The 12,537-nt window shown below is 34.1% G+C and carries 11 protein-coding genes; 2 read left to right on the top strand and 9 right to left on the bottom strand.

Going from position 1 to position 12,537, the window contains the following annotated elements; all coding sequences use genetic code 11:
- Positions 1-3: 3 nt before the first annotated feature.
- Positions 4-2,916 carry an FAD-binding and (Fe-S)-binding domain-containing protein gene (locus PI23P_RS09975; protein ID WP_004570708.1) on the bottom strand — a complete coding sequence of 971 codons (2,913 nt, stop codon included), beginning with the start codon at positions 2,914-2,916 and terminating at the stop codon, positions 4-6.
- A 384-nt stretch (positions 2,917-3,300) separates the two neighbouring features.
- Here PI23P_RS09975 and PI23P_RS09970 point away from each other — a divergent pair, with 384 nt between their 5' ends.
- Entirely contained in the window at positions 3,301-4,368 is a 1,068-nt protein-coding gene (locus PI23P_RS09970) for a methyltransferase (RefSeq protein ID WP_004570706.1), read from the top strand.
- A gap of 126 nt (positions 4,369-4,494) precedes the next feature.
- Here the strand turns inward: PI23P_RS09970 and PI23P_RS09965 are convergent, their stop codons facing one another.
- A complete protein-coding gene (locus PI23P_RS09965) occupies positions 4,495-6,702 on the bottom strand; it encodes an endonuclease MutS2 (protein WP_004570705.1) in 2,208 nt (735 codons plus the stop codon).
- Positions 6,703-6,739: 37 nt separating this feature from the next.
- Here PI23P_RS09965 and PI23P_RS09960 point away from each other — a divergent pair, with 37 nt between their 5' ends.
- Positions 6,740-7,402 carry a uracil-DNA glycosylase gene (locus tag PI23P_RS09960; RefSeq protein ID WP_004570704.1) on the top strand — a complete coding sequence of 221 codons (663 nt, stop codon included), beginning with the start codon at positions 6,740-6,742 and terminating at the stop codon, positions 7,400-7,402.
- 230 nt (positions 7,403-7,632) lie between these two features.
- Here PI23P_RS09960 and PI23P_RS09955 read toward each other — a convergent pair whose 3' ends face one another.
- The 7 genes from PI23P_RS09955 to PI23P_RS09925 form a co-directional block, all read right to left on the bottom strand.
- Entirely contained in the window at positions 7,633-8,487 is an 855-nt protein-coding gene (locus PI23P_RS09955; RefSeq protein ID WP_004570703.1) for a substrate-binding domain-containing protein, read from the bottom strand.
- Positions 8,488-9,357, bottom strand: a complete 870-nt coding sequence (locus PI23P_RS09950; RefSeq protein ID WP_004570702.1) for a nucleoside phosphorylase — start codon at positions 9,355-9,357, stop codon at positions 8,488-8,490. It abuts the gene before it with no gap.
- 9 nt (positions 9,358-9,366) lie between these two features.
- A complete protein-coding gene (locus PI23P_RS09945; protein ID WP_004570701.1) occupies positions 9,367-9,690 on the bottom strand; it encodes a translation initiation factor in 324 nt (107 codons plus the stop codon).
- 56 nt (positions 9,691-9,746) lie between these two features.
- Positions 9,747-10,694, bottom strand: a complete 948-nt coding sequence (locus PI23P_RS09940; protein WP_004570700.1) for an isopenicillin N synthase family dioxygenase — start codon at positions 10,692-10,694, stop codon at positions 9,747-9,749.
- Between the two features lie 63 nt (positions 10,695-10,757).
- Positions 10,758-11,477, bottom strand: a complete 720-nt coding sequence (locus PI23P_RS09935) for a DUF6048 family protein (protein ID WP_004570699.1) — start codon at positions 11,475-11,477, stop codon at positions 10,758-10,760.
- Entirely contained in the window at positions 11,458-11,943 is a 486-nt protein-coding gene (locus PI23P_RS09930; RefSeq protein ID WP_004570698.1) for a DUF6452 family protein, read from the bottom strand. Before PI23P_RS09930 ends, PI23P_RS09935 begins: the two co-directional genes overlap by 20 nt.
- Positions 11,944-11,978: 35 nt before the next feature.
- Positions 11,979-12,272: a 4a-hydroxytetrahydrobiopterin dehydratase gene (locus PI23P_RS09925; protein WP_004570697.1), complete on the bottom strand. Its 294-nt coding sequence runs from the start codon at positions 12,270-12,272 to the stop codon at positions 11,979-11,981.
- Between the last annotated feature and the right edge of the window lie 265 nt (positions 12,273-12,537).

Raw genomic sequence — 12,537 nt, 5'->3', positions numbered from 1 at the left:
TTTTTAGTTTGCATCCGCCAAAGATAATGCTTCTTTTAAGATTGTTATTGGATGTTTTGCAATGCGTTCTGTTCCATCAAAAATTTGATGTCTACAACTCGTTCCAGCAGCTACAATTTCAGTTTCTTTTGGTGTATTCCTTATTTTTGGAAATAAGGTGTCTTCACCAACCTGCATGGAAAGAGCATAGTGTTCTTTTTCATATCCAAAAGAACCAGCCATTCCACAACACCCGGAATTGATAATGGTTACAGAATAATTTTCTGGAAAGTTTAAAACTTGAAAACTTGCATGGGTTCCAGACAGCGCTTTCTGATGGCAATGTCCATGAATTTTAAGTATTTTAGCCTCTTTTGTGAATAGCGATTTTTGCAGGTTTCCATTTGCCATCTCTTTCGCGATAAACTCTTCAAAAGTAAACACGTTTTTGGCGATATTTTCTGCAGATTTTTTATCATCTGCCAAACGAATGTATTCATCTTTAAATGTCAATATTGCGGAGGGCTCTATACCGATTAAAGGAGTTTCTTCTGTAACAATATCTTTAAAGATTGCAACGTTCAAATTGCAAACGGCTTTCGCTTCTTTTAAGAAACCTTTTGAAATAAAGCTTCTTCCAGATTCTTCGTGATGTACAATTTGTAAGTTATAACCTAACTTTTCAAATAGATGAAATGCATCTTTTCCAATTTCTACGTCATAGAAGTTCGTAAATTCGTCACAGAATAAATAAACAATCTTCTTATTTTCTGATTGTGGTTGTTTTTTATACCAGCTTTTTAATGTCTTTACTGCCAATTTAGGCACCTTTCTCTTTTGTGCAACACCCATAATGGCTTTGGCTATAGGAGTGCTTAAAATCGCATTTGTAAGTGCAGGTGCAATGCTTCCTAACTTATTGTACTTTACATTGTTTGCAAACAAGCTACTTCTAAAAGAATACCCATTGGTTTCCTGATATTGATATAAAAACTCTACTTTCATTGTTGCGATGTCTACATTACTTGGGCACTCTGAAGCACATGCCTTGCAGCTTAGACAAAGATCCAATACCTCTTTAAGCTCTTTTGAATCAAATTTATTGGAAGCGGTATTGTTTGTTAAGACATCCCGCAGCATATTCGCTCTTGCTCTAGTGGTGTCCTTTTCGTTTTTTGTTGCTCTGTAACTTGGGCACATCGTACCGCCAGCTTCTACTGGTTTTCTGCAATCTCCAGAACCGTTGCATTTTTCTGCGAGTTTTAAAATCCCTTCATTGTCAGAAAAATCTTGCAGGGTTTCAATTATGGGTTCTTTTCGATCTACTTCATACCGCAAACTTTCATCCATGGCAAAAGCATCTGTAATTTTACCCTTATTAAAAACATTATTTGGATCGAAAGCTTTTTTTATACGTCTTAGTAACTGGTAATTTTGTTCTCCAATCATCAAGGGTATAAACTCAGCACGTACAATTCCGTCTCCGTGTTCTCCACTAAAAGATCCCTTGTATTTTTTTACTAATTCTGCCGTTTCTGTAGTAATTTTTCGAAACAACACAACATCCTCTTTTTTCTTTAAATTTAAAATAGGACGCAGGTGCAATTCCCCGGCACCTGCATGTGCGTAATAGACAGCATTTTGCTGATACTTATCCATTAATTTTGTAAACTCCTTTATGTAATCTGGTAAATCTGCCAATGCGACTGCAGTATCTTCAATACAGGCCACTGCTTTTTTATCACCGATCATATTTCCTAAAAGTCCCAAACCAGCTTTTCTTAAGGAGTGTACTTTTGAGATGTCTTTTCCATATACTTTTGGGTGATGATACCCAAAATTATGTTGTTTTAAATCTGCAATTAAAGCGTCTGCTAATGTTTCAGCAGCTTCAATGGTATTTGCCGATATTTCTAACATTAAAATAGCTTCGGGGTCTCCTTGCAAAAAGAATCTATTTTTTGCTTGTTCTCGATTGCTTTTCGTACAATCTAATATGGTTTTATCCATCAATTCACAATTGTATAAATTGTGTTTCATTGCAGTTACTGTGGCGAGTAAGCTTTCATGAATGCTCGTAAAATGGGCGCATACCATAATACTTTCCGAAGGAGGTAAATTATCTAATTGCAAAGTCATGGAAGTTGAAAAAGCAAGAGTGCCCTCACTGCCCGATAAAAATTTTGCAACGTTTATGGAAGGTTCTGTTCCTCCAAATAAATCAGATGTTAAAAATTCATCTACAGCATATCCAGTATTCCTTCTGTGAATAATTTCTTTTGGAAATTCTTTTTTGATTTCATTTTGATTTTCAACAAGCGAAAGTTCTTCAAAAATAGCTTTGTAAATATTTCCTTCGACGGTATTTTCTTTCGTTTTAGCAATAAATTCTTGAGAGCTAATTTCTTTAAAAAGAGCCTCACTACCATCACTTAAAATTGCTTCAATTTCTAAAACTTTATCGCGCGTCACTCCATATTTTATAGAAGTGCTTCCAGAAGAGTTATTTCCAACCATTCCCCCCATCATACACCGATTCGAAGTAGATGTATTCGGACCAAAAAATAGACCGAATGGTTTTAAATATACATTTAAAGAATCTCGAACAATTCCGGGTTCTAACTTTATCGTTTTTGCAGTTTCATCAAAAGAAAGAATGGCTGTAAAGTATTTAGAAACATCCACTACAATTCCATCTCCAACACACTGGCCAGCTAGCGAGGTACCTGCTGTTCTTGGTATTAAAGTGCTTTTATTTTTTGTTGCAAAATCAATTAAAACTTTGATATCCTTTCCGTTCTTTGGATATGCCACCGCCAACGGGATTTTTCGGTATACAGAAGCATCCGTAGCATATAACGTTTTGTGTAAATTATCAAAAAACACTTCGCCCAAAAGTGACGCATTAAGCTGCTTTAAAACTGTATCTTGAATCATTGCGTTCTGTAAATATTGTTATCCTAACAAATATCTGAATAAATAAATAGATTTTCCATCTTTAAAATCATCTTTCACTATTTTTATTGATTCTACAAAAGCCAATTTAAATTTTAAGGAACACGAGGTTGTGAAATAAACATAAAGTGATCTTGCACTTCTTTTTAATGCGAAATATCTGTTAAAAAAAGTATATTTGTTGCATAATTTTTTTGTTTGAATTTTAAGACTAGCTTATGTACACAAGAAAGAAAAGCTCTTTTTTTTAAAAATTCAGCATACATTTAAAGAGTCATTGCAATTGCAGATTCTTTAAAAACAAATCATAATCAAATGTTTTGCACAAATAATCGCGTGTAAAATGTTACCATAGAATTTTAATTGATGACTGATACCTTACAAATTAACAAACCAACACCGAGCATTACTATTGAAAACACAATACGTTTTGACAGCAACACCGACGTAAGAGAGACAATATACGCAATGAAAGCGGGTGCCTCAGTTTTGATAACGGAATTTTATAGCAACGGAATGTTGCTTTTAAAAGAACTGCACAAACATCTCAGCAATCGATTACCCAATAAAACTTTTACAGAACAGCGTGCATATCGCGCGGAATATCACAAATTATCAAATCAAATTTTATTAGAAATTACAGGGCACCAGGTGGCAGTCCACAAAGCTCCTAAGATAGGATGGATCGAAAAGTTGTATCCAGACACCACTAACTTTTTATTAACTTTTCCGCAAGTACAGGGATTGAATAGTGCTTGGCAGTGGTATAAAAACGGAATATCTCTGCCCGTATTGAGAAACAAAATACACCCGTATTACGGAACTTATTTCCCGACGCGTTTCGATCATTTAATCTTATTTGACAATTGGTTAAAACGTTACACAGGTCCGAAAAAATCTGCGATTGATGTAGGAATTGGCAGTGGGGTTCTTTCTTTTCAAATGATACAACACGGTTTTCAAAAAGTTTTTGGTACCGATACAAATCCGAATGCGATTGTTGGTCTAAAGGAATATATGGGAGACACAAAGCTGTCACGAAAAATAGAATTATATTACGGAAGCCTTTTCGCTGCGATAGATAAAGAAGCAGAATTAATCGTTTTTAATCCTCCTTGGTTGCCGGCAAGCTCAGGTATAGAAAATTTGGACGAAGCTATTTACTATAACAAAAATCTCTTTCCAAAATTCTTTGCGGAGGCAAATAACAAATTGGCTAAAGACGGAAAACTTGTTATTTTGTTTTCTAACATCGCACAAATAACCAAGGTTTCAAAGGAACATCCGATTGAGAAAGAGATTGCAAAAGGGGTTCGGTTTGAAGTAGAAAAGTGCATTAAGAAACTAGTAAAAGTTGCTTCCGACAAAACAAAAAGAAATCAACACTGGAGAGGAACTGAAGAAGTAGAACTATGGGTACTTACCAAAAAGTAATCTTCTAAGAGCGAATCAAAAAAACAGTCATTTCAGCGTTTCGTTTAAACTGTATAACAAATGCCGTCTGATCAATTCAGACGGCATTTGTTGTTTTTAATCGTTAAAAAAAAGAATAAATATTATTTATTTCTTTACTTTTTCTACCAACTCAAGATTGCTAATCGCAGTTTTTGTAGTAAAAACACCATAATTAATAGTCACACTTTTCTTTTCTATTTTATCGATGGTACCAATTGAATTGGAGTCTTTTATGCGGACTCTGTCATTTATTTCGTAGACGTAAGTCGCTTTTTCTTGGGCAATTTTCACCTCTGCGATCTCCTTTTCTTCGCGCACTGCTACCACCTTTTCTAAGACCTCTTTCTCTACCTTTTTAATAACTGCTTGTATTTGCTTTTCAACAACTTTTGCAATCTGTTTTTGTGACTTTGATTTTGGGGTCAAAGGATTTTTTTTAGCATACTTTACTTTTTCGTCTGTAACCCACTTGTTAAAGTTTGCATTCAGTTCTTTTTTATTGTTATTTTGAAAGAACTTATTTAAAAATTCGTTGATTTTTCTTCCCAAAGAAAGCATTCTTTGATTGTTGTCATATAACTCTTGAAAGCCGGCCAATTTAAGTTGAATTTTATCTTCTTTCTCTTGCAAACTCTCTAAGTGCTCTTGCCCTTTCAGTTTTTGTTTTGCCAAGTTCTCAGAATTCCGCTGTAAAATTGTTCTTTCTTTTTGCAGTTTAGAAATGGTTTTATCCAAACGGACTTTCTCGGTATCCACTCGTTTCTTAGCTTTGTTAATAAGGCTATATGGAATGCCGTTTTTTTGTGCTACTTCAAAAGTAAAAGAACTTCCCGCTTGTCCAACAAACAATTTAAATAAAGGCTCTAAAGAGCGCTCATCGAATTGCATGTTTGCATTGGTTACATTTTCTAATTCATTTGCCAACACCTTTAAGTTGGAGTAGTGGGTTGTAATGATGCCAAAAGCCTTTTTCTCATAAAACTCTTCTAAGAAAATTTCTGCTAGGGCACCCCCCAATTCAGGATCAGTTCCGGTACCAAATTCATCAATTAAAAACAAGGTGTTTTCATTGCAGTTTTTTAAAAAATAATGCATGTTTTTTAAGCGATAACTATACGTACTTAAGTGATTTTCTATAGATTGATTGTCCCCAATATCCGTTAAAATACTATCAAAAATATAGGTCTGGCTGCGTTCCTCAACAGGAATTAAAATACCACTTTGCAACATTAACTGCAATAATCCAATGGTTTTTAGCGTAATGCTTTTTCCACCTGCATTTGGTCCAGAAATGACTATAATTTGCTGTTTTTCATTCAGCTCTATAGACTGTGGAATTGTAGTGATTTTTTGCTCCTTATTTTTTCGCCATAAAATAGGGTGTACTGCATTTTTAAAGAAAATTCTTTTTTCCTTTGTAATTAAAGGCAAAATAGCATCCATTTCTACTGCATACTTCGCTTTTGCACTCACCACATCTGTGCGCACTAAATAAGCTATATACTCCTCCATGAGGCCCGTAAACGGTCGAATTGTCTCTGCTAACGTGCGTAATATTTTTATAATTTCTTGTTTCTCTTCATATTCTAAGTTCTGAAACTCTCGGGCATAGGCCAAGGTTGCTTGTGGTGCGATGTATACAATATTTCCAGATTTAGAGGAGCCTAAAAGACTTCCTGCAATTTTTCGTCTGTGCATTGCAGAAACCGCTAAAACTCGCTGATTGTCGACAACGGTTTCTTTAATATCATCTAAATATCCTGCAGCAATCGCCTTTGACAAGCTGCTGGAGAAACTGGCACCAATCTTACCACGGATATTATTAATATCTCTTCTCACTTGTTTTAATACAGAAGAGGCATTGTTTTTAACCTCTCCAGACAGATCAATAATTCTTTTGATCTCATCATCTACATAGGTTGTAAACTCTATTTTTTGGGACAGTATAAAAAATGTAGGAAATTGAAGTTTTAATTTTTTAAAGAATTTTAAATGTTCATTTACCGTCAAGGAAGCTGCCGCAATTTTTAAAAATTCTGAAGTCTCTATAAAACTATTTTCTATTTTTAACCTTTTTACACTTTCAGTAATGGTGTCAAATCCATGATTTGGCACTCTGTTTTCACTTTGAAAAGATGACAAATATTCATTGACTAAATGCAGCTCTGTAAAGAGTTGCTTGCGGCCAGTTATCGGCTGTATTTCACGTACATTCTCTTTTCCTAACCCCGAAATGCAACGTTCTGAAATGTGCTGAAGAACTGTTGAAAATTCTAAATCTTGTAATGTTTTTTTTGAAATATTTGTATACAAATTTGTAAGTTTGATTTTTTTACAAAAATAAGAAACTATGGAGTTAAAAATGGGGGATCTGTGGAAAATAATCGTAGAAAGTGAAATTGTAAAACCTTATTTTAAAGACTTGACTAATTTTGTAGAAGCAGAGTATAAAACCCAGCGTTGCTTTCCACCAAAGGAAGCTATTTTTCATGCTTTTAATTGTTGTTCTTTTGAAGATTTAAAGGTTGTGATAATTGGTCAGGACCCATATCATGACGAAAATCAGGCGAACGGGCTGTGCTTTTCAGTGAAAGCAGGCACGAAACATCCCGCTTCTTTAAAAAATATATTTAAGGAAATTCAGACAGATTTAAACCAACAGGTTCCAAAGAATGGCGATTTAGAGAAATGGGCAGTTCAAGGAGTGCTGCTACTAAATGCCACGTTAACAGTAAGAGCACACGTTGCGGGTAGTCACCAAAAGAGGGGCTGGGAGACATTTACAAATGCAGTGATAGCTGAAATTTCTGCCAAAAAAGAAAATATAGTGTTTTTACTTTGGGGAAAATTTGCCGAAAGTAAAATAAATTTTATAGATACAGAGAAACATAAAATACTGATAGCTCCACACCCTTCGCCATTAGGAGCTTGGAGAGGATGGTTTGGATCTAAACATTTTTCCAAAACGAATACATTTCTAAAGTCAATTGGTGCACAGGAAATAAGCTGGTAAAAAAAAAGACTTTTACAAATGCATTCTGCAATAAAAAGTTTCTAATTTTAGGGCTTACAACATAAACTAAGCGAAATTGAAATGAACTAATGGGGTTTGGTTTAGAAGAGAATTATCTGCTAAACCGCAAGGAGAGGAAGTACTTTTACAAGAAGAAAAACAGATACTACCTAAAATACAAATTAAAATAAAGACTATTTTTTTCATTTCGTTTATTTAAAAAATTAAGATTATATTTTCTTTACAAAAGCAGCAGAATTTTTAATTTCTTTGATCACATTGAATCGAAGCATTTTCTTTTGGATGCTTGTAATCGAATTTTTTGTGATTGGTTTTCCATCACTCCATGTCGTAATTTTTAACCATTTTTGAATGTCTTCTAACTTCTGTTCATAGCGTACTGCTAAAATTTCATCAATATTTTCAATATTTTTGAAAGTACTTGTTTTTCTGTTTATAATATCTAAAATACGGGAAACGGCTTCGGGATGCTGCTCTAAAACTTCATTTCTTACTGCAATTACAAAACAGGGCCAAGGGGTAAGACAGTCTTCAATTCTTCTAAATACTCCCTGATCTACCAGCGGTTTGGTCGTAAAATGCTCCCACATAAAATAATCGGCAGTACCGGTTGTTAAGGCATCAATTCCGCCTTGTAAATTTCCTACGACTTTAAATTTTAGAGAAGCTATATCCCATCCCTGATTAAAAGCATTGACAATGGCCATTAAATGAGAGCCTGAGCCAAATCTACTAATGGCGATCGTGCCATGCTCCAATTCTTTAATGCTTTTAAATGTTGATTTCTCACCAACATGTACTCCCCAAATTAAAGGTGATTTTACAAATATTTGTACAATTTTAGAAGGATTTCCGTTTGCAATATCTTTTATAATCCCTTCCGTTAAAACAATCGCAATGTCTACTTCACCACTGCGAAGCGCCTTACACATTTCTCCAGTTCCGCCAGGAAAGTTGTTCCACCTAAGATTTATATTTTCTTTCGTGTATTCTTTGTTTTTTAATGTCAAATACCAAGGGTAATTAAAGTGCTCTGGTACACCGCCAACTTTTAATTCCGTCATTTATTCTACTAATTTTTCGAGGCAATATTCGATTAAACCATCCACGATTTTTTTATAGTTTGCGCTAAATGTGCCGTCTGCTCTGTTTGCTATGATTGCGTTCATAGATAGTGCTTGATGGCCAAGCAGCTTAGACAAACCGTAAATAGCAGAAGTTTCCATTTCAAGATTGGTAATTCGAGCACCATTGAAACTGAAAGAATCCATTTTGCTGTTAATAGCAGCATCTTGCAACGGCAAACGTAAAACTCTACCTTGTGGACCGTAAAATCCTCCTGCTGTTGCTGTAATTCCCGTAAATATTTTTTCAGACATTAATTTCTTCGCGAGTACAGCACTGTTTTTAATTAAAATAGGATGTGCTTTTTTTGGATTCCAATGGGTGTGTTTTACAAACGCATCTTCAATTTCTTGGTTTGATATTTCTTCAATTTGGTAGGAGTGAAGCATGCCATTCAGGTCTAAGGCGTGAGAGCTCATTAAAAAAGAATCCACAGGAATGTCTTTTTGTAAAGAACCTGAAGTTCCAATTCTTATAATATTTAAAGAAGTTAAGACTTTCTTTGGTGTTCTTGTTTTTAGATCGATGTTTACCAATGCATCCAATTCATTTAGAACGATGTCGATATTGTCGGGTCCAATTCCCGTCGAAATGATTGACAATCTTTTTCCTTTATAAATACCTGTAGTTGTTTTAAACTCTCTTTTTTGAGTTGTAAACTCTATAGAATCAAAATGATTGCTAATACTTTCAACTCTGTCTTGATCACCAACAAAAATAATATCGTTGGCTATATTTTCTGGTTTTAAATTCAAATGATAAACGCTACCATCGTGATTTAATATTAATTCAGATTCTTTTATACTCATATTTATTTTTTATCCTCCCACTCTTTTAACCTTAAAACCTTTGTCTTTTAGCATTTCCATGATGGTGTCTCTAAAATCACCTTGAATGATAATTTTATCATCTTTAAAACTACCCCCGACAGAAAGCTTTGTTTTAATTTCTTTCGCTAAAATTTTAAAATCAGCAGTCGCTCCCGTATACCCTTCTAAAATAGTAATTGGTTTCCCTTTCCGTTTTTCATATTTGCAGATAATCGGATCGTCTTGAAGCCAAATATTAGCGGTTTCTACTTTAACTTCTGGTGTCTCCTCGTGTGTGGGAAATAAGTTTTTTAATTGCTCTTTTAAATCCATTTGTTTTACAGTCTACAGATGTACTATTTAATGCTGTTTTTCTTGAGTGAAAAAGATTATTTTTTCAATCCCAATTCTTTTAATCGTTGCTCTAAAAATTCGCCAGCCGTTATGTCTTCAAACTGTTTTAAATGCGCTGCATCTGCACAATCTTCTAAAACATCTAATTTCATCTCTGATATTGGATGCATAAAAAATGGAATGGAATAGCGTGAAGTTCCCCACAATTCTTCTGGAGGGTTGACAACTCTGTGGATGGTAGATTTTAGTTTGTTATTGCTATGTCTTGCCAACATATCTCCAACATTGATCATGATTTCATCAGGCTCTGCCATGGCATCAATCCATTCTCCATTGAGATTTTGTACTTGTAAACCTTTTCCTTGAGCGCCCATCAAAAGTGTTATTAAGTTGATGTCTCCGTGGGCAGCAGCTCTTTCTGCTCCCTGAGGTGCTGTTTTGATTGGAGGGTAGTGTATGGGTCTTAAAATGCTATTTCCATTTCGTATATAGTGATCAAAATAAGTCTCTTCTAAATTTAAATACAAAGCCAAAGAACGCAACACGTATTTGGCCGTTTTTTCTAGCATTTTAAAAGTTTTTTCTCCAACCTCATTGAATTTTGGAAGCTCATCGACTAAAACATTATCAGGATACTCTTTTGCTCTTTCCGCATCATCTTCTACGTATTGTCCAAAATGCCAAAATTCTTTTAAATCCCCCTCTTTTTTGCCTTTTGCAGATTCTTTTCCAAAAGAAACATACCCTCTTTGGCCTCCAATGCCAGGAATTTCGTACCGCTCTTTGGATGCTACGGGTAAATCAAAAAAGTTTTTTACTTCAGCATATAAATCTGTGACTAAAGCCTCATCTAAAAAGTGACCTTTTAAAGCAACAAAACCGATGTTTTCGTAGGCGTGTCCTATTTCATTTATAAATTTTTGTTTTTTCGCTAAATCATCAGATAAAAAATCTGCTAAGTTTACACTTGGTATTTTATTCATAGTAGTCGATTTTTTTAAAAGAATTATAAAGTTACTGAAAAAAGAATGGTTGTGAAAGTAGTTTTATTTTTTTGCGAATGGAATTAAATAACTAATCGTATAATTCAATCCAAAACCTGTTTGACTTTCAAAAATTCGATTAAACCCAGGCGCATATAATACTTTAAAATCTTTGGGATCTTTTGCGCTGATTAAAATTTTGTAAGAAACAGAAATTCCGATAAAAACATTTTTCAATGTTTCTGCCTTAAGACCGATCATTAATTCTGACCAATGTGCATTTAGATTTACAGCAGACACAGAACTGGAACTTAACGTTGCTGGAAAATAATTGCCACTTTCAGCATCTGAAACATTCGGAGTATAGTTGTTTAAAGTTTGATCAAAAAGACTGAAACCATATCGAAGTCCGATAAAAATCTCATTATTCATATCCAACCAATTTTTGTAAGCGTTAAAATTAAGGCCAAGTCGCATATAGTTTCCCTTTGATGTTGAGTTGGAGTAATCTTCAATACTTGTATTTTTTTCATATCCGAACTCCGTAGCAATGTATACATTCTTTCGGATCCTATAATCTGCCGTAATTTCCATCCCACTGTAAGCACTTTCAAAATAGGTTCTTAATGGTCTGCTGATATCAATTCCTAAGCGCAGTCCGTAGTTTGTTTTATAGATAATAGTATCCTGCGTTTTAAGAGGTGTATTGTCTTGTGTTTTTTCCTGAGAAAAATTGTTTGTCCATGCAAAAAGAAGACAGCAACTAATGAAATATTTGAACATGAGCTGTGCTTTGATCATCTAGATTAGTAATGGTAGTCGGTGTAAAAGCGGTAATCCATGAATTGGTGTCCGCTGAGAACGCTACATTTTTGAAAATAACTTTAAATCCACAAGATCTAGAAACATAGGCTTCCTCAGTATCGTACAGAATAGAAAATACTGCAATTTCATTATTCTCAGAAGCACCGTTTGTGGTGTTTTTCTTGAATGTATAAACCGTCTCTGAAGTTAAGGAGTTTAGAGGAATTGAAATGCTATTTAGGCTCTGATTCGTGAAAAGGCTGTCGGTTTTTCCTGCTCCAATTATTGAGAAACGCTCTACTTTTTTTAAAGTTTCCCTATTGGTATCGTCGTAGAAATCAATTATTAATTTTGATGTCACAGGATTTTTTACACAGAAATCGTCTTTTTCACAACCTGCAAATACAAAACAGCCAAACAATAAAATTAGTGCTTCTTTTTTCACGCGTTAAAAATGGAAATTAAATTGATTTAAATACATTATTCTTCTTCAACTTCTACAATCTTATTTATTGCAGCTGCCAATTTAAAATCTAATTCAGTAACACCGTCTGCATCATGAGTTGTTAGGGTAATGTCTAATTTATTATAGACATTAGACCATTCTGGATGGTGGTTTAAAGCTTCGCATTCGAAAGCAATTCTATTCATTGCAGACATGCAATCTTTAAAATTATCAAATTCAAAATCTGTATGTAAGGCATTGTCAAAATATTCCCATTCTAAGAGTGCTGGTAACTTTTTTTCTATTTCGAAATCTGTTAGTTTTTTCATTTTTTTATTTTAAAAAGGATTCTTAATTGATTTTTTTGGATTTTTAAATTATCTATAATCTTAATCGTGTAATTGGTCTTTACTTTTTCTGTTCTCTGCGGTGCTAAAATAGTTTCATTTTTAATAATACCACCTAATTCTATTGAAATTATGAGTTGATTTAACACTTTAGATACTAACTTTTATAAAAACAGCATAAAATGCACATTATTTTTAGTTGCTTGCCTTTAAATAACGGGTGTTCAATTTTAGAAATAGCAATGGC

The organism is Polaribacter irgensii 23-P (assembly GCF_000153225.1).
In the GTDB taxonomy this organism is placed as follows: Bacteria; Bacteroidota; Bacteroidia; order Flavobacteriales; family Flavobacteriaceae; genus Polaribacter; species Polaribacter irgensii.
This window is presented reverse-complemented; position numbering and strand designations above follow the sequence as displayed.

Bases quoted from the DNA above. Each gene is read 5' to 3' on its own strand.
- PI23P_RS09960 (WP_004570704.1), top strand. From the start codon at position 6,740: ATGGAGTTAAAAATGGGGGATCTGTGGAAAATAATCGTAGAAAGTGAA.
- PI23P_RS09975 (WP_004570708.1), bottom strand. From the start codon at position 2,916: ATGATTCAAGATACAGTTTTAAAGCAGCTTAATGCGTCACTTTTGGGC.
- PI23P_RS09950 (WP_004570702.1), bottom strand. From the start codon at position 9,357: ATGAGTATAAAAGAATCTGAATTAATATTAAATCACGATGGTAGCGTT.
- PI23P_RS09935 (WP_004570699.1), bottom strand. From the start codon at position 11,477: ATGTTCAAATATTTCATTAGTTGCTGTCTTCTTTTTGCATGGACAAAC.
- PI23P_RS09955 (WP_004570703.1), bottom strand. From the start codon at position 8,487: ATGACGGAATTAAAAGTTGGCGGTGTACCAGAGCACTTTAATTACCCT.
- PI23P_RS09945 (WP_004570701.1), bottom strand. From the start codon at position 9,690: ATGGATTTAAAAGAGCAATTAAAAAACTTATTTCCCACACACGAGGAG.
- PI23P_RS09925 (WP_004570697.1), bottom strand. From the start codon at position 12,272: ATGAAAAAACTAACAGATTTCGAAATAGAAAAAAAGTTACCAGCACTC.
- PI23P_RS09970 (WP_004570706.1), top strand. From the start codon at position 3,301: ATGACTGATACCTTACAAATTAACAAACCAACACCGAGCATTACTATT.
- PI23P_RS09940 (WP_004570700.1), bottom strand. From the start codon at position 10,694: ATGAATAAAATACCAAGTGTAAACTTAGCAGATTTTTTATCTGATGAT.